Raw genomic sequence first — 25,769 nt, 5'->3', positions numbered from 1 at the left:
AGGACTTATATAAGTGGTATAACGGGCGTTTGAAGGGAAACGGAAAGGGTATCGGACTGTATTCCGGGAGTGATATATGCGACTACCGGATAGTCTGTAGATCCGTAGATAGTATATGTGCCATCGGTATAATATATAATGAGAACACAATAGCGGGGATAATTGTATTTTGATGCAACAAGAGAACTAACCTTATCTATAATAATGTCTTGAGATAAAGATAACGACAAGCCTGCATCTGCATTATCGGGCTTAGGATCGATAGATAACACTTCCGAAAAAAGTGTATCTACAGAAGCACCATCAACAGGCACAACAATATTGTTTGCAATAGAAGCAATATCCGTTATCGGAATTATATAGAACTTAGAACAAAATTCTTTCATAAATTATCAATTTTCAGGGGACAACGGTGCAATAAAAAATATAATAAAAAAGCGAGTTTTTAGGGGACAATGGTGCAATAAAAAATATATCAAAAAATCATGTTTTCAGAGGACAACCGTGCAATTAGATTTTTCTATTCTTTTTCGATAATGCCTCTTTTTTAGCATATCATAATTTTTGGCAAAATCGATTGAATAACGATTACAGAAAGATTGTATCAAATCTTTATATTCAGCGTCGGTATATTCTTTGGTTATGTCAACAATATTAAAAAATAACTCGTTGAAAAAATCTTCTATTTTGCTTTCCATAGAACGCTGTACGGAAGTAGGGATATAATAATATGTCTGATTGCAATTTATTCGTTTATCTTCGCGGCCACCCATCCATAAGATATCGAGTGTTAGTACATTCTTATTTGGTAATTGACGAAAATAATGAGTACAATCTTCAGGAACTTTACATAATTCTGAGTATATAAGATTTCCTAAAAATGTGTTTTTACGCACTTTTAGAGGTTGTTTTTCTTCTCCCATCTGCCGAATGACAAAATTAAGAAGATACTCAGGAAGGTTTATTTTTATAAATCTGGCATTCATAATATATACATGTTTTCAAATTATAGGAAGGTATTTTTTTGTACCAACGTACCAACATACCAACAAAGACTATTAATATTTTGCTAAGTTACTGAAATCAAACAATATCACAAAAATTAAATACACAAAAATGTGCACTTTCAGCATACCAACAGAGCCAACAAACACAATTTTCAACAAAAGCATACCAACAAGCCTAAAAAAGCATGCCAACATATACCAACAGAAAGCCAACACACCAACAAGCCTATTATATATTAATATTATTTTCTAAATAATTAATATATAATATAATACGCCGTTTTTGTGTTGAAAAATAATTTTTTTGTTGGTATGTTGGTATGTTGGCAAGGTCGAGTGAAAAATATTTTTCAAATATGTGTGTATATAATTTATTCTATATAGAGAGGGGGTGCGGGGGAGATTTTGATAAAAAAGAAAAGACATATCCGAAGACATGTCTTTTTTAAACTTTCTGAATACTCTCAAGAGAGAATCATCAAAAGGTGTTCACTCTCAGCAAACCGTTTTATCGCTCCGTCATACTGCCGTCGCTCCCTGAACGGTTCGCTTTCGTTCACGAAAAGAAAGGCCGGCAATATGCCGGCCATGTATACCCTGAGTGATTAAATGTTTCAGAGAGGGTCATTCGGTTGTTTGTGATATTTCTTCATCGAACGCTCAATACAAGCCTCTCTGTTTCTATAGTAGTAATCTCTTCCGTACTTTCTGTACTTCTCAGGATTTTTCTTCCTGTCTTCTCGCACTCTTTTATTTCGATCTGTTCGTATTTTGCTTTCTCTATCTTGAATACGTTTACAAGATTTGCATACTCCGTTATATCCGTCTTTACTCCTTGATTTAAAACCAAAATTGTCTATTGGCTTCTCTACTTTGCATTTTGCACATGTTTTCATAATATCAATACTTAAAGTCGGTGAAATGAATAATTTTCTTTGTGCAAGGTTCGTTAAACCATCTGAAGAAGTCTTCTGTAGCGTCGAAACCGTCGTTACGTGAAAAGTCGTGAATTTCTGCATTGTTTAGTCGGCGACCATCTACAAATAGTTCAAAAATTATCTTATCATCGCCATTTAAGATAGACCTTAAAACCTTTATTTCAGAATGGTATAATTTGTATTCATGCGAATCAATAGCTTTTATTTCCAGTATTTGTGTATATATACATTGACCTTCAGCAAAGCATCTATAATTAGATGTACGTACACCATGAGCATGCTGTATCATCATTCCAGGCTTCCAACGTCCGTGTATATCGTCACGGATAGTGTGTTTCTTTATGCCTTCTTTGATCTTCTGCTCAAAGTTTGTCGGCCTGCCCCACGGAAATTTTTGTTTGTATGATAGTATCATGGCTGTTATCTTTTATAAATATAATACTGGCGAAGAAATCCTCTCTTTAAAAAGGCTTGATCAGTCAAAGGTGTAATAAATTTGTTAAATCCTTCGATCAGTGCATCCCATTCATACTTCAACATGTCTTTATCAGCTTTGTGTATGACTTCGGGAAAAGGATAAACAAGGTCGAACTTTTTAGCAATTACCTTCATTAATTTATCTTCTATTGTTTGATAATCGGGCATCCGATGTTTTATAGGGCTAGGAAGATCGACCAAATAAGCTTCGGCAGCGTCATGTAACAAAGCTTCTAGCTTATATTCTTCAGGTACCAGGTCGGCACACAAAAGGCTGTGTTGTGCTACGGAATAGAACTCGGAGCAATGGCCTCCAAAACGACAGAGCATCGACAAGGCATGCGCTATATCTTCGATACAGATCATATCTACAGTTGGTGCAAATACATTCATGTAGAGCCCTGAATGAGTGCGTATCGTGTTTGGTTGCGCTACATTTTGTTTATAGGGTGGTATCATTTGTTTTTACTTTATTCTTGTGAAATAAATACTTCTAGTGGCTTGGTCTATATCAATATCGAACGAGCGTTCTGTACCAAAGAATTTTCCAGATTTAAATTTTTCAATCCATTTATCGAATTCGCCTTTTTGAGTTTCACCCTTTTCGGGGTTAAAATCTTTCTCGAAATCTGAATATAATTTATCTAAGTCTACAAGTAATTTGTCCCACTGATGGCAGAATGCACCCCAGTTTAAGAGTTTGTAGGTAAGTCGATGTGAAACAGTATAATTTATAGGTTTACTTACAACTAGATCTACTAACTCGGCCATTTTAGAACTTACCTGTTTAGCCATCTCAGGTATTTGAGATTTCATATCCGATAATGTTTTGCTTATCTCTTCATTTTTCGGAATATTCTTATCGTAGAATGATTTCTGACATTCTTTACAACAGAAAAATAGTCTTTCGTATTTATCCGTAAACAGTATTGGTATTTTAAAAATAAAACCTTTATTCTGCGCTTCACAACCGATAGCTCCCCACGCCTCGGTAGACGTGGAGAAAAGAAAACGGTTGCATTCGTTACAATAGATATCTTTTGTTTGATTAGATAAGTGTGTCATAGTCGTATCCAAGTTCTTTAATTTTTTGTTTTGCTTCTTTGATATTACGCTTCCATCCACGACGGTCTCCTTTCACTTCGGGTTCATTGTTGTCGAGCATGTATTGAATGTCTTTTATTTCATCAAACAGATCCTTAACTTCGCTATCAATATGATAACAATCAGGACAAAGCATTTCATTCTTATTTAATTCTGATTGGCGTGTTGAGTTTAACTCAACCCATTCTTTGCATTTATCGCACGGTACAGGCATTTCCATAATCATTCTTTATTTTCAGGTTTTACATCCGTTGTTTTGATAAATCGGTATACAGTAATAGGAAAACGATTGTTCTCGTCTGCGTATTTAAAATCCTGATCGGTAACGCATTTATATCCTTCAGCATCGATAAATATTAAATCGCGGGGATTGAGTGTTTCAAAGCAGGAATAAAGAGAGCTATTAACGTATATTTCGTAACTCGAGATTTCGCTTAACTTCCGGGCTCGCATACGTATTTTATTATCGGAAATATATTCGTCTGTTTCTTTTTCGGATCTATCTACATTGGGGTAGACAAGATAGGTTATTACTGCGAATATGATTAATATTCCAAAAGCCGCAAACAACGGTCTCGGCATAAGATCTCCGATTATAATGACTAGATAAAATACTACCATCACCACTATTAGTATAATAGCGGAAGCAGACATGGATATTAAAATTTTATTTGTTTTCATATTGTGTTCAATTTTTATTCTTCATCTTCCTCGATTACAAACTCATAACCATTCCATTTTATTTCGTATTCTGCACCATGAGCTTTTAAATGAGCTTCATGTAACAAACAAAGACCTATACTTTTACCTGTCTCGTCATGTAAATACGCCTCATTGTTTTCTTTTTTATAGGCATCTATATCCGATATGATTACCTCTAATATTTTCCTAGTTTCCTTGTTATCGAAAACATCCATAGAAAGAAATGTCCCAGAACTATACATGTCTTTTTCAGAAACTAGATTCTTCTTTAAAAAAGTATTAAAAACCATTAGGGTAAGTACTGGACTGGCATAAAACTCTTTTGTATAGATTGGATCAGATAGCGAAATCAACTCAAAAGATTCATCTAAAGCATATCCTGATAAAGCTCTACCGTTAATATCTATTTTATATAAACCAGTAGTAGTTTCATCATTCTTTTTTATTGAGTATTCTCCAATATATCCGGATTTTTTTGCCTGATCTGCATTATCAAATACAGGTATTACTTTTGTTATTACTCCTATCTTACCGATATACTTTTTAATAGGACAGGATGCAATCTTTACTTTGTCATTGACTTTAAATTTTGTTTTCATAATATAAATATTTATTGGATTATTGTTATATCTTTTGCTTTATCGAAATCTATCAAATCGTATATCTTAGGATGGATTACCATTGAAATTTCTCCGTTATCTTCTTTTGTTAATCGCCATCCATACCAATGTCCGTCAGTCTCTGTTTTAATTCCAAATTCATTCAATTGCCGAGAGCTGATAGCAAATATTTCTTTATAAAACCTACCTTCAATATTCTTTGCAGCTTTTGTTCTTCGATTTATCCGATAACCGATATTTTTATCTTTATCGAATTCTTGCTTATATCCGGGAACTTCTTTAGTAACATCCTCGAAATAACAATGAGCAAAACTATAGTCGTAACAGAATGAAAAGGCATATCTAAACCCAAGTCCAGATCCTGCTTTTATTTTACACCCGGTTTCTTCTTCTATAATTTGTATTGCCTTCGTATGCATAAGTTCTTTCTTTTCGAACATTTTTTGCACAATACTAGCTACTTGGCTACCTTGCTTAAATTGAATTTTCATTATTCTTTATTTTAAATTTTAAATATCTTCTAGTGGGCAATTAGGATGTATTTTTTTCTTTTCGATATATTCTAAAACAGACGGCAAGCTTTTCTGTAATCTACAGTAATAACTAGTATAACCATGTCCATATTCTTTTCTTTGCATAGGGCAATCAGCGCAGGATTTTACAGTTAAATTCAATTTTTTCATAATCTATTGTTTTTGTATTTAAATAAAAATGGAATATCATCATCAGTAAGGTCCGAGGCAATTAAGACATCTATACGTCTAACCATTTGAATATAATCATCCTTAGAACATGGTTTATATCGTGATATCTCCGGCAATCTCGAAGGATTCAGTTGTAGTTTACCGGCTCCTTTTTTTATCACGTTATATAATCGATCTCCTTTTTTAGGATTAGTAATTCTTAGTAATATTGTTCCATCTTCAAATATGCCAAGGATAACTGTTTTGTTATATGTGACCTTCTTATAATACAGCGGATATCTTATTTCCGGGAATATGTTATTCATAATATCTAATTTAAAATGGCAAATCTTCATTTCTATATCGTATGGAAAATACTTGCATCTCTATTTGTCGGTATTCATTTACGGAAATAGCCGAGTATCCTAATTTAGAAAAGTCGTGTGGTGTCAGCCAATTAAGCATAGAATAAGTTCTAGCTTCGGGTTCTCTATAGAAAGTGGATTTTTCTTTTATTAAAAGATCGATTCTATTAATATGTGTAATAAGTTGAATAGCAACTACTTTCTTTGACGTTGTTTTCTTAAAAAAATATACATTATAAGCCATAATTGTTTTGTTTTTAAAAAGGTAAATCATCTTCGTTCTTTTCACTAGGAGGAGTCATTTTGAACATGGGTGGTTCATCATCGTTCTTTGGTGGTTCTTGATGTTCGATGCGTTCCAGGTCTATCTCGAAAAGCGTCTTCAGCATGTCGTAGTTGAACATGTGAGCAGATCCTGTTCGGTCTTTTTTCAATATTTTCAGATCAGCACGATTGTTTATCTGGCCGCCGTTGTCGGTAGCTTCGATGGTACCCCGTTCTATATATCCCGTCTCAGTCCAATTGTAGCGAACAGCACGATTATACCCGAGATATGCAGGGTTTGACTTAAAGTTCATAACAAGCGTTTGCATAGGTGCAGCCGCATCTTTCCCTACGAAGTTTTCGTAATCAGAGTACACAGCATTGAGGTCTATATATAGTACATTCATTCCTGTTTCAAGATCGAGCAGTTCGGTATCCTTTCCTTTTACCACACGGCGAACAGATGTTTCAGGTTTGATACGGAAATCACGTCCCGGAACAGTCTTACCACGAGTAAGTAAAGTGTTGATCGCATTAAAGAAGGCCGCCAATTTGTTTGTAGTTGCTATTTGTTCAAGCTGCGACACAACCTGTGTAACACCAAGCTCGAAAAACGTATCGTATGTAAATGGCAGTTTTAGGTTAGTATATTGTTCTATCAGCTTGCATGTTGCTGTAAGTAATGCTATGGCGTTGATAATACGGGTTAGTCCGTCGGTATTTGTAACGCTTTGTTTTACTTTATCTTTCAGAAGCTTTACTTCTTTGTCGAAGATTGTCAGATATTCTTTTTCGACCAGATCGCGAAGAGAAAGTATGTCTGTAAGAACATTGCAAAGCCCTATCCGCTCGTGTTTTTTAAGCGTGTTGAAGAGTTCTGTTTCTTCTTCTGTAAACTCTCCTTTTTCCACGTAAGGAACATCACGAAGGATACAACGGTTTGAAAGCGAACCGTCGTCTTTTTGCGGAGCTTCCTGTCCTAATAAAACAAGCGGTGTATTTATCTCTGAACTGGTCGTTGTTTTAGTAGCGGTATCGGCTACCTTGGTGCGCCCTACCCCATCTAACACGGCAGCCTTCAGTAATTGAAATACCTGATCTTGTATTTGCTTATCGTTATATTCCTCGAGTACCAGGACAATATTTCGCAACTGTTCCATCAGCATGGTAAGCGACGCAAAAGAACCTGTATTTAGGTTAAACAAAGGCATATCGACATCCATAAATAAATTGCGGATACTGGAAGCTACCTGAGATTTACCTGAAGAAGTAGGACCGATGAAAAACAATGCGGTAAAGAAACGGCGTTCTTTGAAAATGAAATCACGAAAAGCCGATGTAATAGCGTACAATATAGCCCATTTGCCATTGTTATTTATCTTGTATACTTCATCCATCAGTGAGGCCCACTGATCGAACGTAAGGCGGTCTTTTTCGGGTATTTCTTTATATTTGAGATGCACAGCTTGTTTATAGCTATCGTCTTTATCAAAGTCGGATATGCGTATTTCGGAGAATGCCGGAAGATAGAAATTGTCATTACCATGACTTACAATACCAATTTTGTCGGCGTACGAAATTTCATATTTAGATCTTCCTGTCTCAGTATCTTTTACTTTATGAAAGATTGCATTTCCAAAAGCAAAAACTTCGGATGTATGCTGTCCCAGGATACGCAATTCGCGACAAAATGTAAAGTCATAGGAAATAGCCGAACGGATATCTTGCCATTGAGAATTTGTACCTCTGAAAATAAAATTCCCTTCATCGTATATTTTTTTATTCAGGTCTGTAAGATTTACCAAAACACTACTCTGCAACTCTACATACCGATTTAATTCAGGGCGCATGTGACGAAGATAAACAACACGCTTGTTGGCTTGAGACAACTTATCGTATACATGTAAGAGTGGTTCGATTACAAAATCTGTAATTCTGGAATAACCGTTTCCTGTCGAATTCTTATACATCCATGCTACATTTTCGCCTTTACTGTTACGCAAGGGATAGAAATTGTATAGGGTATGAATATTATTTAATACTTTATCTTCCAACACATAGGGAGGAACGGCAGAAGAGTCGTATAAGGTCGCAATATCGCCCATTTCGGCAAGCCGCTGCGCATTGAATTTGCTATTATCTTTCTTTGTGGCAAGGATAGGCTTTAGAATCTTATCGAGGGCTGTCTTATCTACACCCAGACGCTTGGCATAACTTTTCATCATAACCTCACGAGCGGCAGCTTTGAGTTCCGAAATTACTTCGGCACAGCGTTCTATCATATCCGATTTTAGCAAACCGTTTGTTTCTCCGGATATCATATAGCCATAGCCTACGATATAGAAGTTACAGAAGTCGTAATACGAATCGGAAGAGACAAAGCTTTCTTCATCTTCGGAATCATCGCTGTAGTCACGGTTCGAGTTATAAATAGATGCTTCCACCTGAATATCAAAACCCTCTTTGAATAGCATTTTTAAGGTACCCAGTTCGGACGTTTCTGTATAGGACGGTACAATATTATCTTCGTCGGCAGAAACACGGAAGCGGTTAATCTTGGTACGCAGCGACTGTATATCGTACGTCGAAGGATTTCCATAGGCGTATACAATGGGACGCTCATGCGAATCGGTCATAAATAGATCATGGTCGAACGTTAGTTCACAGACCACCGATTTATCTTTAGCCAGGAATGCAGAAGCTTCTTCGATGCCATAGAATCCGGGCTTCCAATCTTCTATAACAACCTTGTTTTTATTTAGTCCCTGCACACGCTTTTTGATATCGATTGCCGACATCTCGAACATATTGGCTAGAGACCTGATATATTCCGACTGCAAATCAGTATCGGGAATACAAGCAATACATTCGCAAATTGCATCGAGCGCCTCAATACGCTCTTCCTTTTCTTTCTTGCCGGCATCGAGAATATCAAACATGTATTTTTCGAAAGATTGTTCGCCTTGCTGTATCTTTTTAGGAAGTGAATCTTTACCGAGCTTCTTTGCGAGGTCGTCAGGGTCTAAGCCTTCAGGAAGACGGAAGCAAAGCACAGTCATTCCATACGACAGGAATGTTTGTATTTGTTTCATACTCGCCTTAACCCCTGCTCGGTCGCCATCGTATACCAATACAACCGTATCGGCAAAGCGATGCAATATTTTTACCTGTGCATCGGTAAATGCCGTGCCCGATCCTGCAACGGTATTTTGCAATCCATTTTGAGCAAAGCTGATGACATCGGTCTGTCCTTCTACGACATGTACCTTATGCGTTTCGGATATGCGTTTTTTTGCCTGCCATAACCCCCATATTGCAATACTTTTGTTGAAAATGTCGGTAGTCGGCGAGTTTATATACTTAAACCCATGCTCTGCCTGCCCGGTAAGATCACGTCCTGTAAAACCGATAACACGTCCTTGCAAATCGTAGTATGGGAACATAGCCCTATTATAGAACCGGTCGGACACATTTCCGCTTTCTTCATGCTGCTTGAGAACACCGACTGAGAGCAAGGTATCTGTTTTATATCCTTTCGACGGCAACAGCTTTGACAACTGATTGCCTCCGGGTGCAAAACCGATACCGTATAGCTTTCGGAAATCTTCAGATATCTGACGGACATTGTTTATATAGTTCTGTGTGTCGGGAGAAGCCTGATAGTTATCTTCGAACTGCTTTTGTGTGGCTGCAAGAGCTATATATTGCGAATCTTTGCGTTTTTCTTTTGCTTCTTCCTCGGGTGAAAGTTGTATTTCGGGTATATCGATATTGTGCTTCTTAGCCAATAGGCGAACGGCAGAAGGAAAAGAAATGCCTTCTATCTGTTGGACAAAGTTTATAACACCGCCTTTCTCGGGATTGCCACAGGCAAAGCATTTGCAAATCTGTTTCGATGGCGAGACGTAGAACGATGGTGATTTATCTGTATGGAACGGACAGAGGCCTATCCAGTTGACGCCGCTACGCTTGAGTGAAACATATTCGCTAACTACATCTATAATATCGATATCGTTTACCTGATCGATTATATGTTGGGGTATGGCAGTGTTTTGAGACATTTTATGCTGCTTTTAAAAGTTTATCAATAATAGTATTCATGTAAATTCAAATGATTTAGCACTACCAGAATCAAATCTCAGTTGACGAATGGTTGTTTTAAAAGGAAAATCTTCTTTTTTTACCTGATCTAGAGTATCTTTTATTCGTTTTGAATCTGTAAAAAATTTACATTCTTGGCCTTCGTGCCTAATTCTTACTATGTACCGGTTAGGTCCTTGACTTGTTTTTATACCTGATTCGTAATCAAGGATCTCTATTTCACAGTTTAAAATATCGGTAATAGATATTCTTGGTACTCTGAATATTGCTTTATCATCAATTGGCTTAATACCAAGATCTGAGAACTTCTTCATGTTTAATTATTGTTTTAATTAAGTTTTTAGAATTACAATACTTACACCATCCCAGCCAGGAACATATTTTAATACGGTAGTCTTTTGCCGTCATTATCTTTCTATTCAATTTGGCTACACATCTACAGAAGTTCTTTTTTATTCGCTTACGCAGCATCGTATGTGTATGAAAGAACACATAGCCTATAAAGTCTATTCCTCGAGATACGATAGGAAATACCTGATAATTAGATTTCAGTTTCAACTTAAGATTTTCGGATAAATAGGTTTGTATATCGATGCGAAGCAAATGAAGATCCTGTTTACTATCTCCGAGAATAATTAAATCATCTGCATAACGATAGTAATATTTCACTCTTTTTACTTCTTTCAGCCAGTGATCGAAATAAGAAAGGTATAGATTAGCCAAAAACTGAGAAAGATAATTACCAATAGGCATACCCGGAGCAGAATCGATAATCCCATCTAATAAAGCAAGAAGCTTTATATCCTTTATTTTCTTCCGGATTATCTGTTTCATAATATGATGATCGATCGAAGGATAGAATTTTGTAATATCCATCTTCAGGCAATATTGCGTTTGTTTCCGATTTTTCATATCGCGCCTGATATGCTTCCATGCTCCATGAATACCTTTGCCTTTTATACTCGAGTAAGAATGAGAGATAAATACGGAAGTCCATAGGCTTTCAATAATATTCATTATTGCATGCTGAACAACACGATCACGGAATGGTAAGCTGTAAATAGTCCGTTCTTTGGGATCACGGATTGTAAAAACATTATACTCTGAAGTAATATATGTTTGTTCGATCAGCTCTTTTTGTATCCGCAGGATATTATTATCCAGATTGGACTCAAATTGTATTACACCTTTCGATTTGGACTTTCCTGTTTTCGCTTTACTATAAGCAAGATATAGATTATCTAAATCGTAAATTCTTGTATATAAGTTTCCTATTCTCTTCATTATCATTATCTGTTACAAAATACACCACATTTAGTTGCTGTATTTATTACCGGATACATATCATTCGCCTCAAAAAGCATTGATTGTGCTTCTTTCTTAAATTCTCGCAGATTTGGAATACATGGTATAATGTGATAATATTCTTCCCTTTTATCTTGAATATCTTCTTCTAAAGAAATAATCTTATCGAATTCATTTGGAGACATAAAAGCCATTGCTTTATATTCCTTCTTTGTCTTATAATAGCAATTATAACATCCCCCTCTCTTCATATAGGGAGGAAAATTAGGTGCTATACCCGCAGCATTTAATATCTCGTAACACATCCTTCTATCTATACCATCATCAGCTAAAGGGTAAGAATATTGAACGAAAGGAAGTAGTCCATGATTTCCTGTTCTCAAATCTTTTTCATCCGCATTCAGTCCAATCATAATTTCTACACCTTCATCTTTGAATTGCTTTAGATAGTTGTCTATCGGTTCAATCTTGAACATACGTGTACAAAATCTTTGATTGAATGATGGAAAGAATTTTGAGTACCTTATATAGTCATCAAGACTATCCCATTCCTCATTCTTCACTCTAATTATTTTAAAATCATTATTATGAAATTCCCTTATTTTGTTTTCAACGGTATTGAGTCCGGCATACAAGGCTAAATGTTCATTACCTGTATCAGCAAAAATGGCATTAGCTTTATTTCCGTATAGTATTGCCATAGTACGGCTTTCTACCCCCCCTGAAAATGATATAAGTTTTTTCATATAATTATATACTGCCTTTGTTTCTTATCGGATCGTTCGGTTTCCCTACCAGAACCTTTTGAATTGTTATTTTTCGCCAAGCGGCGGGGCTTTTGCTTTGGTTTATTACTTTACAATTGTGGGAACCCGACCCCGCATTCGCATTCGTGTTATCGTAATTCGAGTTCTTGAAAGCGAACGCAGAAGGACCACGGGTTCAAAGCAAACAGCCTTATTTGATTGATTATTTGAGTTGAACAGCTTCCCAAACTTCAGGAAATGTTTTGCCGATATGATCGGCAGCGACTTCGCTTAGCACGCGAAGGCGGGAACCCGACCCCGCAAACGCATCCGTGCGAACGTAAAGCGAGCACACGAAAGCGAACGCAGAAGGACGCATCCAAAACCAAGGTATCCATTTAGGTTGGTTGGAGTCAGACCAATCTATTTCACCCAATCCGCATTCTTTCTCAATTTTTCGGGCTGCTTCGACTATTACCTTTGCGTTATAGTCAGCTTCCTGATGTTCTCGCATTTTTTCGGGATAGACTGTAAAATCAATTTTAGGAAGCTCGGTTTCTCTGTATGCATCCTCTATAGAGGATAATCTTTCTTCAAGTAATTTCTTTAATTCTTTCATTGTGATATATTTGAGGATTTGTTTAGGATAAATATTCTTGCCAAAGAGAACAGAAGTGCGTTCCCGAATAGTCGCTTATACGCTCTTCGTGATACGAAAGGCGGGAACCCGACCCCGCATGCGCAATCGCGTAATCGTAATACGAGTACCGGAAAGCGAACGCAGAACGACCAGAACCCGACCAAGAGACAGGAAACCATCGGCGTTGGCCATTATAGATATCTGTAGGCTTACCTTCATTCAAGGCAAGTGTAATATCCTCTAATTTCATTCCTGCAATTTGTTTTGGAGTTGCACCGGCTGCCAATAAAGCAGCTTCATTTACCGGTTCTTTTTTCAAGTAGGCACATGCATCTTCGTAAGATGTTACTAGTTTTGTGATGTCTTTTTCCATTGTTTCTTTTTTTTTATAATTTATGACTCTAAATATTCGCGATAGATATCAGCATGTTTTGTTCCCGCAATATTTGCCAGCTTCTCGCTTTTGAACGAAAGGCGGGAACCCGACCCCGCATCCGCAGTCGTGAAAACGTAACCCGAGTACCTGAAAGCGAACGCAGAAGGACCACCATTTGTAGCGAAATATGGATAGTGGCGATATTCGTCTTCGTTGTATATATCCATTTTTTCACCTTCGTTATAAGCCTCAGTCATAACCACACACCGATAGTATTTCTTAAAATGATTTCTCAAGCGTTCAGGAAGCTCTGTAAACTCCGGTATATCCGGTAGACCTGTTTCGGCTAACATATCTTCCCATCCGTTAATACGCTCGGTTATATCCCGATTGAAAAATTCTTTTCCGAATTCAGCCTCAAGGACTGACTGTACTTCTGCAGAAGACTTATGTAATCTTATAATCTTCTGTTCTAATTGTTTTTGATTCATAATTTTATTTTATTTGAATGGTTATTTTGTTTCATTTAAATACTCGATTATCGAATCTTCCCTCGATAGATCTTCACGATATTCCTCAATAGCACGACTGTTTATCCTTTGGAGGTCTTTATATATCTCTAGTTCTTTATGCTGTAGATACAATAAGCATGAGAGAATGATAACTAACAGGAATAGTCCTATTAATATTAGTTTCAGCGTATTATTTTTCATCTAAAATCCCCCCCTCAAATGTTAATTGTAAGCAATCTACATAATCAACATACTTCATACCGAGGTGACCGCACACCCGCTGACATTCTTCGCCGGTTAGTTTCTCAAGACCCTTGTAAATCATCCAAAAACGCTTCTGCCCTATTTTCACGGCACGGAAGAACTCTTTGTTTGGAGTAAAGAGAGACGGATCGGAAAACTTAGCCCGGAGAATACGCAGTAAAACATTATCTTTTACTATCGATTTCGGATTCTGACGTTCGCGGTGCATTTTTAGCTTTATCGCATTTTCGCTACGCTGAAGATAAGCACACAGCTCAGGCATGGTTTTTATATACATATTCAGATACAACCAATCTTCTTCTGCCGGAGACCAAGGTCTTTTCCTTGTTTTTATTTCTTTACTCATTTTAGGTTCTCATTATCGTTGTATAATTCTCGGAAAACTGATAATCGCCGTGCCCTTCTGAAATGAATAGGCATACTGTTTTTATCATTAGATCTTTTTCTTCATCTGTATCCAGCTTCTCACTAAGTGGAAGATAATAGGTCCATCCTTTAGGTTTCGACATCAACCATTTGTAACGACTATATAAAAGCTCAAAAAACTTAGTTCTGCCCATTACATCTATATAATGGTATATCCACTTATAGTCGTTCATTCGCATGTGAGTGTAATCGGGAGTCATGGGAATAGGCTTAATAATAGTTTAATTAAAAGGGTTATTCCAAGATCGCATAGCAGGCTGAAAAGCAATGCCAGTATACCAATGTATATTAAGAAATAGGGGATCTTGCTTTTAGGTTTCATGGCTATTCAGCGTTAAGTCGAGTATTGGTTTACGAGTACCTGTCCTCGAAAAGCAGATACCCGATCCAAGCCAGTAGTAACTTTGTCCGGATATTTTACCGAATACCTTCGCTACATTCTTTCCTTGCATTCTGATCTCATCGATCTCTACATTTTTAGCGTCTAACAGGGTTTCAAATTGGTTAATTGATGCCATAATCTTTCTTTGTTTTTTTGTTTACAATAATCGCTTGGTAGTGCAGCATACGGCTGCGTGTCAATATGTATCTAATTAGTTCCCCGACGCTTCGGAGAATAGGTTTTTGTCTTTACATTCAGGTAAATTCTCAGTTTCAGATCCTGACTTCAGGTACGTCTTGGTAAACATCTTATGGGTTTGCTTATGCATTCGGTATAAGCCACAGGTAGCGCACTGATCAATCTTATATACGCTTTCAGGCATCTGACCTTCCCACTTTATATTTTTATTCCATCTATGCCGCATAGGATTTTGTTATTTGAATGCCTATTGTATTTACCGACTTTTCTTTTCTACGCCGACGTATACGGTTCTGACCTATATTTTGTACCGACTGTGTAGAGAAAGGTTCTTGGATAGAAATAATATCGTTGTTAATTACCTCAAGAGAGATGATGAGAATAAGAGCAATCGCAAAGGCTACATTCTTAAAAGCTTCTACCTGGTCGGATATTCCAAACTTTACGCCGCAAAACCATAATGTGAGATCGGATATTTTATTGATGCCCAATCGTTCGTAGACATTCTTTATCGTTGTCTCTATCGTATATAAGCTTCGGTTAAGCGCGTCGGCAGCTTCCTTTTTAGAGCCGTGATATATCACAGATTCTACGATTTCAAATTCCCGGATAGATATACGCTTCATTTTACGACTCTTAATGCAGTAGCGAGGATTGTTTCCTCCCCTTCCATCAGCGCTAAAGATTTTTTCCATATAATGCGCTGCCTCGGAGTAAGCTGACTCTCGGAACGGATAGATTCATCGAAAGCATTATAGAACGTGGTTCGAGAAGTAAATTGTGCTTCAACCATCAACCGAGGCAAAAGGGCGTTATCCATAATATAAGCTTTGATCTTGTCTCTTGCTTTTTCAAATTCTGAACATTCTTGTTTTTTACCCATTTTTTTGTATTGATTTTATTTATATTTACATCTTACTTTGTACATCGATTGTTCATCTTCGAACAATTACGATACAAATATGGTAAATATGTTTACCATATACAAATTTTATGAGATATTTTTTATTCATTTTTGGTAAATATTTTATATCGTGTTGAAAGATAGACTATTAAAAATAGCAGAACATTACGGGCTAACGCCGAATAAATTCTCTGAAATCATAGGCATGAGCAGAGCATTTATAAAGAATATAAATGAGGAGATAAGTACAAAACCAATGCGTAATATATTACTCAAGTTTCCGGAGGTAAATATCGTGTGGTTATTGACCGGAGAAGGTGAAATGATCCTTAAGAACACAAACGCTGAAATTGAAACTACCGAAAAAACATCCCCTGAATTTTTGCTCGAATACTTAAAAGAAAAAGATAAAACGATAGGCGACTTAAGGGAGGAAATAGGAAGGTTAAAACAGGAATTACTTTCACACGAACAACGAGAAGGAAGTTATGATTTGGATGTTAATGATAGAAATGCTGCGGAAAAAGAGATAGAATATAAGAAAAGTAAATAATTGGAATATGGCTGATATTTTAAGAGACATACTAAAGAAACATAAGATTCAGCAATCTGTCGTTGCTAAGGCATTGGGGCTACAAAGGGTTAATATCAACAGATACGATAATATGATAGAGCGTTCGGTAAAGGAAGTGATATTAATATCGAAAGCTACAGGGATTCCTTTCTCCGAATTGATAGGGATAGATAGTAAAGATATTAAAAACGTGGATCGTTTTTTAAAGAAGCTAGGGAAGGTAGAAAAGAGTATAAATGAAGAGCAAAATGAAAACTAAATAATAGGATAACCCTTTTAGATAGAAGCATTAGCGATCTTTTAAACGGGTCAATAACGGGTCAGAAGATCAAAAAATCACAAATCTTACAACTGACAATCAATAACATACAAAGCCGAATCCGGTAAATAAAATCCGGTCTCCGCAACTAACAAAAAAGCAATCTCAAATGAGATTGCTTTTTTGTTATATATATTGATTTTGGAATATTTTATAATGCTTGCAATGTATGATCAGTGAAACCCAGCATTGAAGAATGCAAGAAACATCCATTCATCATTCGACAGAAATCTAATACTCTGAAATTTTTGTTTTTCTTCTCAATAAATTATACAACTTCTCTGTTGAAAGTGATATTGTAGTCCAATTGCCAACGGAATTATATTTACATACTTGAGTTACACTCCCTGTACTAAATCCAATAGAAATATTACCTACATAGCAGGTCGCGAATTGTTCTGTATAAACAGGATTTGTTACAATATCGTAGATATAATAAAACACTGAATCTTTCTCTTGTTCTGTTATGTCAAAATATTCTTGTCCTCTATCTATAGGCTTATATTCGATGACAGATTCATTGATTCTTACCTCTTTAAGGTCACATGTATCTCGAACTCCATAATTCTCATATTTATCAATAACTATTACCTGATTTTGAGATTCAATTCTAAGAGTTTTCCAACATATAGATTTTTTTTCTCTATTGCCTATCATTGATTGATCTTGATTTTTTTTTACAAGATATTAGTATAAAAATAAGCATAAAGATAGATGGTAGCAATACAGTTCTCATATCATATTATTTATATCATATGGAGTCTCAATCTGGAATAATTCCATAACAATCACCCTCAATTCCCAAGCAAATCACTTTTATAGTCTAATAAAGCATTCAATAAGGAACAGAAAACACTAAGACTTCTCATGACAACTACTATAAAAACAAAAAAGGAAGCTAAAAAGCTTCCTTTATATTTTGTTATCCTGATAATTCTAATTAAGCAGGATGAATTGCTTCAGTTGGACAAGCATCAGCACAAGTACCACAGTCAGTACATGCATCTGGATCAATTTTGTAGATGTCTCCTTCTGATATTGCATTTACAGGACATTCATCGATGCAAGTACCGCAAGCAATACAATCTTCATTAATAACGTAAGCCATGATTTTTGTTTTTTAATATTATTACTAACTTTGATTTGGCAAATATAATGAGTTTTTTCTGTATCTAAAATAGATAGGATTAGATATTATTAATATTTATATTGTTTATATCTATTTACGAAAGGCTCGCTCAACATTATTTACCTGGCAATAAACTCATTATGAATAGTTTTTGTTTTACATCAATAAGATGAAGAAATTACTATTTTTACGCTTTCTAGATTAAAATAAGTACTTTGCAATAACTAACAGCAAATTACGTTATTAGAAATAAATACTGAATTTTGAAACAGCAGAAATTAATACTATTATACCTATCTTTTATTGTCCTGTTCGGTATTAATATGCAGGCACAGACTCGTAAACCGCAAAACTTACCTTTTGCAGATCAAAAGATGTATCATTTAGGCTTTATGGTTGGATTCCAAGCGCAAGACCTTATTATATCACATTCGGGCTATGTGGGAGATAACGGTGAAGCTTGGTTTACGGAAATACCGTCCTATTCGGTAGGGTTTAGTGTAGGTATGATAGCCGACAGATATTTAAATCAATATTTCAATCTTCGGACCACACCTTCTCTACATTTTGGAGAAAGGCGTTTTGTTTTTAAAGAGCAAACATCAGGCAAAGAATACGAATCAGCCTTGAGAAGTAATTATTTAACATTACCTCTTTATCTCAAATTTAGCGCAGATCGTACAGGTAATTTCAGACCCTACCTGCTTGCAGGGGTATATACAGCTTTAAATATCGGACAAAAGAAGAATGATATACTCCGTTTCAAGTCGATGGACTATGGTTTGGAATTTGGCGTTGGGTGTAATTTGTATTTACCGTTATTCAAACTATGTCCTGAATTAAAATTTTCATTCGGACTAGCGGATGTTGTAAATAAAGACAGATCAGATCTATCAGATAAAGATTTAATTAAATATACTCAAGCGATTTCATCGGGAAAAACACGAATGATATCACTTGTGTTTAACTTTGAATAATAGAGCGATCATTTTTGATCATAATCACTATACCGTTCTTCTATATAGGAGATTCTTTGGAAATGAATACTACAGAAAAAAAGACGATCGGAAAGATGATTCACTTGTACTGTAAAGATAAACATGGTACAAGTCATGCGTTATGCTCATCTTGCGCTGAACTGAACAATTACGCACAAAGAAAGTTAACGAAATGCATATTTGGTGAAGATAAACCTACATGCCAAAACTGTACAGTTCATTGCTATAGTTCGGAAATGAGAGAAAGAATAAAAGAAATCATGAAGTACTCCGGTCCACGAATGCTACTTCACAATCCCATTTTAGCAACTAAGCACTTGATCAAAGGGCTGAGATCACCTAAGAACGCTTATCCAAGAAAACACGATTCGTACAGCTCAAAAGATAATAATCTAAAATAGTCATCGCCGCCATAGCTTCAACAATTGGCACTGCACGAGGTAGAACACAAGCGTCGTGACGTCCACGAGCCTTAAGGTCTGTGCTATCTCCATCTTTATTTACAGTCTCCTGATGCATCAAAATTGTTGCCACAGGCTTGAAAGCTACACGAAAATAAATATCTTGCCCGTTTGATATTCCACCTTGTATACCGCCCGAATGGTTTGTCTTAGTTCCTATCTTACCATTATCGTTATAGAATACATCATTGACCTCCGATCCTCTGTGATTTACATCGAATCCATCGCCGTATTCAAACCCTTTCACCGCATTTATACCAAGCATAGCACTGCCTAAAGCGGCATGTAACTTATTAAATACAGGCTCACCTAATCCTACAGGAGCACCCTTTATAACGCACGAAATAACGCCGCCAATAGTATCCCCTTTCGACTTAACCTCTTCGATAAGTTCTATCATCAACTGCGCTTTCTCCGGATCGGGACAACGTACAGGTGTAGATTCTATAAGTAACAGATCATAATCCTTGTATAGTTTTTCCAGCTTTACATGTCCCACTTGCGAAGTATAAGCCAATATTTCTACTCCTAATTGTTTCAACGCAAGCTTAGCTAATGCCCCGCCTACACAACGAGCAATAGTTTCGCGGGCCGACGACCTGCCTCCTCCACGGTGATCACGTATACCATACTTCTGAGAATATGTATAGTCTGCATGAGAGGGACGATAAATATCTTTCAGGTTATCGTAATCTGACGAATGCTGATTATTGTTTCGAATAAGAAATCCTATCGGTACTCCGGTCGTTTTACCATCATATATCCCCGATAAGAACTCTACTTCATCTGCTTCTTTGCGAGGAGTAGTTATCTTAGATTGTCCCGGACGACGGCGGTTTAGTTCGTTTTGTATAAACTCCATATCGACTGTTATCCCTGCAGGGCAACCATCAATAACTCCTCCGATACCAGCACCATGAGACTCTCCATAAGAAGTAAGTCTGAATATATTTCCAAAAGTATTCATCGATAATCTTAAATATGATAATAATACAAATTTACATGAAATAATTCAATAATCGAGCAGATATATTAAAAGAGGGCAATTTCCCTTTCTAAAATGAAAGAAGAAATGCCCTCTTATTTTCTATATATTGAAGATAGTTTTCTTAGTTTTCTTTATTCTCATCCATCCTCAACACCTTTTTGTCTTCGTTCAGATAACAATTGACAGTGTCATTGATATTATATATCCTATAACTGTTGTCATAAGACCATGTACCCTGAATGTATACCCGCAATAAATAAGCCTCATCAGGTTTCTGACGTTTTTCTTTGGCTATTTTTTCGTACGATATCGGCTTAAAGTATTCCACTTTGGTTATAGTCCCATTATCTGCATCCCTGTACCTCATGTGCTGCCTTACAGCATCACCCATTTTCTCCAGATTGTTTTGATAACTCAAATTACAAGAAGTCAATCCGATAGACAATAATAAAAAGAATATGTACTTTTTCATATTTTTCAGATTTTGTTATTCAAAATTACAGAAACCGAATATCAGAAACAAATAAAAAGCAAAAGTTATTTGTCAAAAAGAAGTAGGAACTGTCTTTTTATCATTTTTTTGTTACTAAATTAGCGATTCAAATGTATTCCAATTTAAGGGTTGCCTGAAATGAGCAAAAAAGGTTCGGAGAAATTTTCGCTAAAAAAGCGTTCTAAATCGGCTTTATATGCACTAAACGGTTTGAGAGTATTATTTTTGGAAGAGCATAATTCCCGTATACATATAGCTATTGTAATAGTAGTAGTTACGGCGGGATTTCTTTTGAAAATATCAAATACAGAATGGCTTGTTATATGTATTCTGATAGCGTTAGTTTTTAGCCTAGAGATAATAAATTCTGCCATCGAGAATATATGTGATTATATATCACCTCAGTGGAACGAAGTTATAAAAAAAGTAAAAGACCTTGCCGCAGCTGCAGTTTTTGTATCGTCTGTAATATCTGTCATCTGCGGAGCTATTATTTTCTTACCCAAATTGTATAATTTATTTACATAAATTTCAAATACCAATAAATAGTTTCATTCAATTAACGTTCTTAAAATGAAAAAATTAATTTACTTATTACTACCCTCTCTACTTTTCATATCATCCTGTAAAACAAAACCTTTAGAGCTGAATGTTATGACATTCAATATTCGTTTGGATGTTCCCAGCGACAGTCTTAGCAGCTGGCAATACAGAAAAGAAAATGCCGCTGAAATGGTTCGGATGAATGATGTGGATATACTCGGCATGCAAGAAGTTTTGTTAAACCAGATGAATGACCTGAAAGAACGCCTGCCCCAATACACAGCAATAGGCGTAGGACGTGAAGATGGTGCAGACAAAGGAGAATTCAGCCCCATTTTCTATAAAAAAGATAGATTCTCGGCTATAGAGTCCGGCACATTCTGGGTAAGCGAAACTCCAGAATTAGCAGGTTCTAAAGGTTGGGATGCATCATACATACGTGTGGCAACATGGGCCATCCTAAAAGAAAAAGCTACGGGTAAAGAAATATTTGCTATTAATACACATCTTGATAACGATGGATTGATTGCCCGAAAAGAAGGCGGAAACTTACTATTAAAGAAAGCTGAAGAGTTGGGAAAAGGTCTGCCGATAGTACTTACAGGAGACTTTAATGATACTCCGCAATCGGAAGCGATTAAGAATATTACAGATGCTTCAAAGACCAATCACTTGTTAGACAGTAAAACGATTGCTCTAAAAACATTAGGTACAGACTGGACATTCCACAACTTTGGCAGACTAGCTGAAAGCGAACGTCCTCTAATTGATTATATATTTGTGAGTAAACAAATAAAGGTACAAGATTATGCAGTCTTACCCGACACTTTAAACGGAACTTTCGTCTCCGATCATAAGCCGGTACTTTCTAAAATAATTATAGAATAACACTTTAAACATTAATAATATGAGGAAGTCTTTTATTTTTATCGCTTTACTAGCCATAGCCGGACTTGTCAAAGCACAAACAATGGAAAAACTACCTATCGATCCGCAGGTTAGATATGGGAAGTTAGAAAACGGACTAACATACTATATCCGTCATAACGCCTACCCTGAGAAACGAGCTAACTTTTATATCGCTCAGAAGGTAGGTTCTATGCAGGAAGAAGACAATCAGGCAGGATTGGCTCACTTTCTTGAACACATGGCTTTCAACGGGTCAAAAAACTTTCCGGGTAAAAAGACTATGTTAAACTATCTGGAGTCAATCGGAGTTAAATTTGGTGCAAATGTAAATGCATACACTTCGTTTGACGAAACTGTATACAATCTGGATGACGTCCCCGTAGTACGTGATGCGATCATTGACTCATGCTTGATGGTATTGCACGACTGGTCTGGATTTATCGCTCTGAAAGATGAGCAGATTGATGAAGAAAGGCTTGTAATCAAGGAAGAATGGCGTACCCGTAGCGGTGCTCAATACCGTATATGGGATAAGCAGCTACCTGTTATCTTCGAAGGAAGTAAATACGCCGACCGCATGCCGATTGGCAAAATGGAAATTGTAGAAAATTTCCCTTATCAGACATTACGTGATTACTACCACACATGGTATCGTCCCGATTTGCAAGGAATCGTTATTGTTGGAGACATTAATGTAGATGAGGTAGAGGCTAAGATAAAAGCCATGTGGTCTGATATCCCCAAACCGGTTAATCCAGCAGAAAGAGTTTACTTCCCTGTTCCGGATAATGATAAACCAATTGTATCTGTTATTACCGACCCCGAGGCTGTAAGAACTCAAGTTACTCTGTATATTAAGCACGATGTAATACCGGCTGAGACCAAACAAACTCAGGAAGGCCTGATTATTAGCTTCATAAAAAGCCTTGCTTCGAATATGCTATCAGATCGCTTAGAGGAAATATCTCAAAAAGGAGATGCTCCCTTTGCTGCATCCTATGCATACGATGGAGAGTTCTTCGTATCGAAAACAAAAGATGCATGGACCACTATTGCTCTAAGTAAGGAAGGAAAGGTTGATGAGACTTTAGCGAGCCTGATAAGAGAAAATGAACGCATCAAAAGATTCGGATATACTGATGCTGAAGTAGAAAGAGCGAAAGCTACTTTATTGGAACAATATGAAAATATGTATAACAACAGAAATAAAGAGCTTAACAACAGATATGTTCAAGAATATGTAAGAAGCTTTACCGGCGATGAAGGCATACCGGGTATCGAATACGAATATGATTTCGTTAAGAAGTTTGCTCCGTTTATTAATGCTCAGGCGATTAACGCTGTTGTAAAACAACTGATTGCGGATAAGAACATTATCATTACCGTAACAGGCCCTGAGAAAGAAGGACTTGTATATCCTACAACAGATGAGTTATTGAATGTATTTAAGAAAGTAGAAGCCGAAAATATTACAGCATACCAAGAAGCCGTATCCAACGAACCTCTTGTAAGCCAATTACCAAAACCGGGATCTATCGTAAAAACCGAAGCTGACAACACCCTAGGGACTACGATATGGACACTATCGAACGGCATGAAAGTAGTTATTAAGAAAACAGACTTTAAAGATGACGAGATACTGATGTCTGCTCATGCTTATGGAGGAACTTCTATAGTTCCTGACGCTGATATCTATAATGCAAATATGGCTTCAATGGTTCCATCAGTAGGCGGTATTGGCAATTTCAGCTCTACAAATCTCAAGAAAGTATTGGCTGGCAAATCAGCGAATGTAAACAATAATATATCTGCTTATACACAAGGGTTCAATGGATCTTCAAACATGAAGGATTTGGAAACAATGCTTCAGTTGACTTATCTATATTTTACCGCTCCACGTAAAGATGAAGGCGCATACTCCAACATTATGGATTTGATCAAAAATCAGCTGAAGAACCTGACATCCGAACCTTCCTTCATCTTGAATATCAACAAGACTAAAGCCATGTATGGAGACAACCCGCGCATGCAAGTTATGTTGTTAGAAGATGCAGAAAAATTGAACTACGATCGCATTATTGAAATATACAAAGAAATATATGCAAATCCGGGTTCATTTGTTTTCAACTTTGTGGGTACAGTAGACGAAGCTATTCTGAAACCATTAGTAGAACAATATCTTGCTTCGCTACCATCAGGAAACAAAGATGCCAAATACAAGAATGTAGATTCGAATATACGTAAAGGACACGTTGAAAATGTTTTTGAACAAGAGATGAAAACGCCAAAAACATCTGCATTCGAAATGTATAGCGGAACTCTGAACTATGAGCAAAAAAATCAAATTGCATTATCTGCACTTAAGCAAATATTGGATATTGTATATGTGCGTACAGTAAGAGAAGAAGCCGGCGGTACGTATGGCGTTGGGGTACGCTCTTGGATCTCTCGCATTCCGGCAGGTCAGAGTGTATTGCAAATGTCTTTTGATACTGATCCTGAAAGAGTCGCTTCAATAACACCTATTATCAGCCGCGAAATAAATAAGATAGCTGAGAACGGCCCTGAAGATACAGACTTCCTGAAAGTAAAAGAATATATGGTAAAGAAATTCCAAGAGGATGAAAAACAAAACGGCTATTGGGTGGGCATATTAGGTTCTAAATATTTCTACGGAGAAGATAACCATTCAAGTTATCTAGCGCTTGTGAACTCCCTATCCAAAGATGATATCAAAGCTTTAACTAAACAATTGGTATCTCAAGGAAATCATATAGAAGTAATTATGAACCCGAAAAAATAAAAGCTGACTTTTAGAATTCACTTCAAAATAAAGAAAGCCGTCTGAGAATATCAGGCGGCTTTCTTATTTATATCTTCAATATCTAAATTACTGTCAATATCTGTAATTCATTATTGCACTCTATGAAAATCAGAATTTATTTCAATAGATTTTCAATCTTGTCTACTAAAACAGATTTCTGTGCTGCACCAACTTGTTTATCAACCACTTCACCATTTTTAATAAAAAGTATAGTGGGGATATTACGAATACCATATTTAGAGGTAATCTCGTCATTGTTATCCACATCTACTTTACCAATGGTTACTTTATCGGCATATTCACCGGCCAATTCTTCAACAATTGGGCCGACCATACGACATGGGCCACACCACTCTGCCCAAAAATCAATAACGACAGGCTTGTCCGATTTTAGAACATCCTCAAAACTTGCATCTGTAATTTCTAAAGCCATAACTTTTGTCTATTTGTTTATATATTTTATATATTAAGTCTATTTTGTTTTTTCCTCTGCAAAGGTAAATAATCTATTTTAGAT

At 36.4% G+C, this 25,769-nt stretch carries 38 protein-coding genes; 7 read left to right on the top strand and 31 right to left on the bottom strand.

All coding sequences use genetic code 11. The annotated features are described in order from the left end of the window. Positions 1-5: 5 nt before the first annotated feature. The 26 genes from BGO84_RS02780 to BGO84_RS02655 form a co-directional block, all read right to left on the bottom strand. Entirely contained in the window at positions 6-386 is a 381-nt protein-coding gene (locus BGO84_RS02780) for a hypothetical protein (protein WP_291027447.1), read from the bottom strand. Positions 387-491: 105 nt separating this feature from the next. Further along, positions 492-986 (bottom strand): hypothetical protein, encoded by a 495-nt coding sequence (locus BGO84_RS02775; RefSeq protein ID WP_291027445.1) that lies wholly within the window; start codon positions 984-986, stop codon positions 492-494. Positions 987-1,621: 635 nt separating this feature from the next. Further along, on the bottom strand, positions 1,622-1,903 hold the full coding sequence (locus tag BGO84_RS02770) for a hypothetical protein (RefSeq protein ID WP_291027443.1): 282 nt from the start codon (positions 1,901-1,903) through the stop codon (positions 1,622-1,624). A 4-nt stretch (positions 1,904-1,907) separates the two neighbouring features. Continuing rightward, positions 1,908-2,360: a hypothetical protein gene (locus BGO84_RS02765; protein ID WP_291027441.1), complete on the bottom strand. Its 453-nt coding sequence runs from the start codon at positions 2,358-2,360 to the stop codon at positions 1,908-1,910. A gap of 5 nt (positions 2,361-2,365) precedes the next feature. After that, a complete protein-coding gene (locus BGO84_RS02760) occupies positions 2,366-2,881 on the bottom strand; it encodes a hypothetical protein (protein ID WP_291027439.1) in 516 nt (171 codons plus the stop codon). A gap of 6 nt (positions 2,882-2,887) precedes the next feature. Continuing rightward, positions 2,888-3,487, bottom strand: coding sequence for a hypothetical protein (locus BGO84_RS02755; RefSeq protein ID WP_291027437.1), 600 nt, complete (start codon positions 3,485-3,487; stop codon positions 2,888-2,890). Further along, a complete protein-coding gene (locus BGO84_RS02750; RefSeq protein ID WP_291027436.1) occupies positions 3,471-3,746 on the bottom strand; it encodes a hypothetical protein in 276 nt (91 codons plus the stop codon). The genes BGO84_RS02755 and BGO84_RS02750 overlap by 17 nt, the downstream gene beginning before the upstream one ends. Before the next feature lie 2 nt (positions 3,747-3,748). Beyond that, positions 3,749-4,207: a hypothetical protein gene (locus BGO84_RS02745; protein WP_291027434.1), complete on the bottom strand. Its 459-nt coding sequence runs from the start codon at positions 4,205-4,207 to the stop codon at positions 3,749-3,751. A 14-nt stretch (positions 4,208-4,221) separates the two neighbouring features. Continuing rightward, positions 4,222-4,827 (bottom strand): hypothetical protein, encoded by a 606-nt coding sequence (locus tag BGO84_RS02740; protein ID WP_291027432.1) that lies wholly within the window; start codon positions 4,825-4,827, stop codon positions 4,222-4,224. Positions 4,828-4,838: 11 nt separating this feature from the next. Further along, complete coding sequence (locus BGO84_RS02735; protein ID WP_291027431.1) at positions 4,839-5,339, bottom strand: hypothetical protein; 501 nt, start codon at positions 5,337-5,339, stop codon at positions 4,839-4,841. Positions 5,340-5,357: 18 nt separating this feature from the next. Next, a complete protein-coding gene (locus tag BGO84_RS02730; RefSeq protein WP_291027429.1) occupies positions 5,358-5,531 on the bottom strand; it encodes a hypothetical protein in 174 nt (57 codons plus the stop codon). Further along, the gene (locus BGO84_RS02725) at positions 5,528-5,857 is read right to left on the bottom strand and encodes a hypothetical protein (protein WP_291027427.1); all 330 of its coding nucleotides are present in this window, start codon (positions 5,855-5,857) and stop codon (positions 5,528-5,530) included. The genes BGO84_RS02730 and BGO84_RS02725 overlap by 4 nt, the downstream gene beginning before the upstream one ends. Before the next feature lie 10 nt (positions 5,858-5,867). After that, positions 5,868-6,140 carry a hypothetical protein gene (locus tag BGO84_RS02720; protein ID WP_291027425.1) on the bottom strand — a complete coding sequence of 91 codons (273 nt, stop codon included), beginning with the start codon at positions 6,138-6,140 and terminating at the stop codon, positions 5,868-5,870. Positions 6,141-6,153: 13 nt separating this feature from the next. Continuing rightward, positions 6,154-10,221: a DNA primase gene (gene dnaG, locus BGO84_RS02715; protein WP_291027423.1), complete on the bottom strand. Its 4,068-nt coding sequence runs from the start codon at positions 10,219-10,221 to the stop codon at positions 6,154-6,156. Between the two features lie 36 nt (positions 10,222-10,257). Further along, positions 10,258-10,575: a hypothetical protein gene (locus BGO84_RS02710; RefSeq protein WP_291027421.1), complete on the bottom strand. Its 318-nt coding sequence runs from the start codon at positions 10,573-10,575 to the stop codon at positions 10,258-10,260. Then, complete coding sequence (locus BGO84_RS02705) at positions 10,547-11,545, bottom strand: reverse transcriptase/maturase family protein (RefSeq protein WP_291027419.1); 999 nt, start codon at positions 11,543-11,545, stop codon at positions 10,547-10,549. The genes BGO84_RS02710 and BGO84_RS02705 overlap by 29 nt, the downstream gene beginning before the upstream one ends. A 5-nt stretch (positions 11,546-11,550) precedes the next feature. Next, positions 11,551-12,312: a phosphoadenosine phosphosulfate reductase family protein gene (locus BGO84_RS02700; RefSeq protein ID WP_291027417.1), complete on the bottom strand. Its 762-nt coding sequence runs from the start codon at positions 12,310-12,312 to the stop codon at positions 11,551-11,553. A gap of 223 nt (positions 12,313-12,535) precedes the next feature. Continuing rightward, on the bottom strand, positions 12,536-12,931 hold the full coding sequence (locus BGO84_RS02695) for a hypothetical protein (protein ID WP_291027415.1): 396 nt from the start codon (positions 12,929-12,931) through the stop codon (positions 12,536-12,538). 22 nt (positions 12,932-12,953) lie between these two features. Beyond that, on the bottom strand, positions 12,954-13,325 hold the full coding sequence (locus tag BGO84_RS02690; RefSeq protein WP_291027413.1) for a hypothetical protein: 372 nt from the start codon (positions 13,323-13,325) through the stop codon (positions 12,954-12,956). Between the two features lie 20 nt (positions 13,326-13,345). Continuing rightward, positions 13,346-13,819, bottom strand: a complete 474-nt coding sequence (locus tag BGO84_RS02685; RefSeq protein WP_291027411.1) for a hypothetical protein — start codon at positions 13,817-13,819, stop codon at positions 13,346-13,348. A 211-nt stretch (positions 13,820-14,030) separates the two neighbouring features. Then, positions 14,031-14,450, bottom strand: a complete 420-nt coding sequence (locus BGO84_RS02680) for a hypothetical protein (RefSeq protein ID WP_291027409.1) — start codon at positions 14,448-14,450, stop codon at positions 14,031-14,033. Position 14,451: 1 nt separating this feature from the next. Beyond that, positions 14,452-14,730 (bottom strand): hypothetical protein, encoded by a 279-nt coding sequence (locus tag BGO84_RS02675; protein WP_291027407.1) that lies wholly within the window; start codon positions 14,728-14,730, stop codon positions 14,452-14,454. A gap of 111 nt (positions 14,731-14,841) precedes the next feature. Beyond that, positions 14,842-15,048, bottom strand: coding sequence for a hypothetical protein (locus BGO84_RS02670; RefSeq protein ID WP_291027406.1), 207 nt, complete (start codon positions 15,046-15,048; stop codon positions 14,842-14,844). 75 nt (positions 15,049-15,123) lie between these two features. Then, positions 15,124-15,336, bottom strand: coding sequence for a hypothetical protein (locus BGO84_RS02665; protein WP_291027404.1), 213 nt, complete (start codon positions 15,334-15,336; stop codon positions 15,124-15,126). Beyond that, positions 15,326-15,736 carry a hypothetical protein gene (locus BGO84_RS02660; protein ID WP_291027402.1) on the bottom strand — a complete coding sequence of 137 codons (411 nt, stop codon included), beginning with the start codon at positions 15,734-15,736 and terminating at the stop codon, positions 15,326-15,328. Before BGO84_RS02660 ends, BGO84_RS02665 begins: the two co-directional genes overlap by 11 nt. Beyond that, complete coding sequence (locus BGO84_RS02655; protein ID WP_291027400.1) at positions 15,733-15,930, bottom strand: hypothetical protein; 198 nt, start codon at positions 15,928-15,930, stop codon at positions 15,733-15,735. The genes BGO84_RS02660 and BGO84_RS02655 overlap by 4 nt, the downstream gene beginning before the upstream one ends. A gap of 214 nt (positions 15,931-16,144) precedes the next feature. Between BGO84_RS02655 and BGO84_RS02650 the strand changes: the two genes are divergently transcribed. Beyond that, complete coding sequence (locus BGO84_RS02650) at positions 16,145-16,567, top strand: hypothetical protein (RefSeq protein WP_291027398.1); 423 nt, start codon at positions 16,145-16,147, stop codon at positions 16,565-16,567. A 7-nt stretch (positions 16,568-16,574) separates the two neighbouring features. Continuing rightward, entirely contained in the window at positions 16,575-16,847 is a 273-nt protein-coding gene (locus BGO84_RS02645; protein ID WP_291027396.1) for a helix-turn-helix transcriptional regulator, read from the top strand. Between the two features lie 291 nt (positions 16,848-17,138). Here BGO84_RS02645 and BGO84_RS02640 read toward each other — a convergent pair whose 3' ends face one another. Both BGO84_RS02640 and BGO84_RS02635 read right to left on the bottom strand, forming a co-directional pair. Next, on the bottom strand, positions 17,139-17,564 hold the full coding sequence (locus tag BGO84_RS02640) for a hypothetical protein (RefSeq protein ID WP_291027394.1): 426 nt from the start codon (positions 17,562-17,564) through the stop codon (positions 17,139-17,141). A 283-nt stretch (positions 17,565-17,847) separates the two neighbouring features. Continuing rightward, positions 17,848-18,015 (bottom strand): 4Fe-4S binding protein, encoded by a 168-nt coding sequence (locus tag BGO84_RS02635; RefSeq protein ID WP_006842812.1) that lies wholly within the window; start codon positions 18,013-18,015, stop codon positions 17,848-17,850. Between the two features lie 344 nt (positions 18,016-18,359). Here BGO84_RS02635 and BGO84_RS02630 point away from each other — a divergent pair, with 344 nt between their 5' ends. Beyond that, a complete protein-coding gene (locus BGO84_RS02630; protein WP_291027512.1) occupies positions 18,360-19,013 on the top strand; it encodes a porin family protein in 654 nt (217 codons plus the stop codon). Positions 19,014-19,075: 62 nt separating this feature from the next. Further along, complete coding sequence (locus BGO84_RS02625) at positions 19,076-19,435, top strand: nitrous oxide-stimulated promoter family protein (RefSeq protein WP_291027510.1); 360 nt, start codon at positions 19,076-19,078, stop codon at positions 19,433-19,435. Here the strand turns inward: BGO84_RS02625 and aroC are convergent. After that, entirely contained in the window at positions 19,374-20,462 is a 1,089-nt protein-coding gene (aroC, locus tag BGO84_RS02620; protein ID WP_291027392.1) for a chorismate synthase, read from the bottom strand. The two genes, BGO84_RS02625 and aroC, sit on opposite strands and share 62 nt — an antisense overlap. A gap of 142 nt (positions 20,463-20,604) precedes the next feature. Continuing rightward, positions 20,605-20,955: a hypothetical protein gene (locus BGO84_RS02615; protein ID WP_006842816.1), complete on the bottom strand. Its 351-nt coding sequence runs from the start codon at positions 20,953-20,955 to the stop codon at positions 20,605-20,607. A gap of 159 nt (positions 20,956-21,114) precedes the next feature. Here BGO84_RS02615 and BGO84_RS02610 point away from each other — a divergent pair, with 159 nt between their 5' ends. The 3 genes from BGO84_RS02610 to BGO84_RS02600 are packed head-to-tail and all read left to right on the top strand — an operon-like array spanning position 21,115 to position 25,231. After that, positions 21,115-21,504, top strand: coding sequence for a diacylglycerol kinase family protein (locus BGO84_RS02610; protein WP_291027390.1), 390 nt, complete (start codon positions 21,115-21,117; stop codon positions 21,502-21,504). Between the two features lie 45 nt (positions 21,505-21,549). Then, positions 21,550-22,407: an endonuclease/exonuclease/phosphatase family protein gene (locus BGO84_RS02605; RefSeq protein ID WP_291027388.1), complete on the top strand. Its 858-nt coding sequence runs from the start codon at positions 21,550-21,552 to the stop codon at positions 22,405-22,407. 19 nt (positions 22,408-22,426) lie between these two features. Then, entirely contained in the window at positions 22,427-25,231 is a 2,805-nt protein-coding gene (locus BGO84_RS02600) for a M16 family metallopeptidase (RefSeq protein WP_291027386.1), read from the top strand. Positions 25,232-25,367: 136 nt separating this feature from the next. Here the strand turns inward: BGO84_RS02600 and trxA are convergent, their stop codons facing one another. Then, a complete protein-coding gene (trxA, locus tag BGO84_RS02595) occupies positions 25,368-25,685 on the bottom strand; it encodes a thioredoxin (protein WP_135105233.1) in 318 nt (105 codons plus the stop codon). Positions 25,686-25,769: the final 84 nt, after the last annotated feature.

Origin of the sequence: Dysgonomonas sp. 37-18 (genome assembly GCF_001899125.1) — a bacterium.
Classification (GTDB): domain Bacteria; phylum Bacteroidota; class Bacteroidia; order Bacteroidales; family Dysgonomonadaceae; genus Dysgonomonas.
This window is presented reverse-complemented; position numbering and strand designations above follow the sequence as displayed.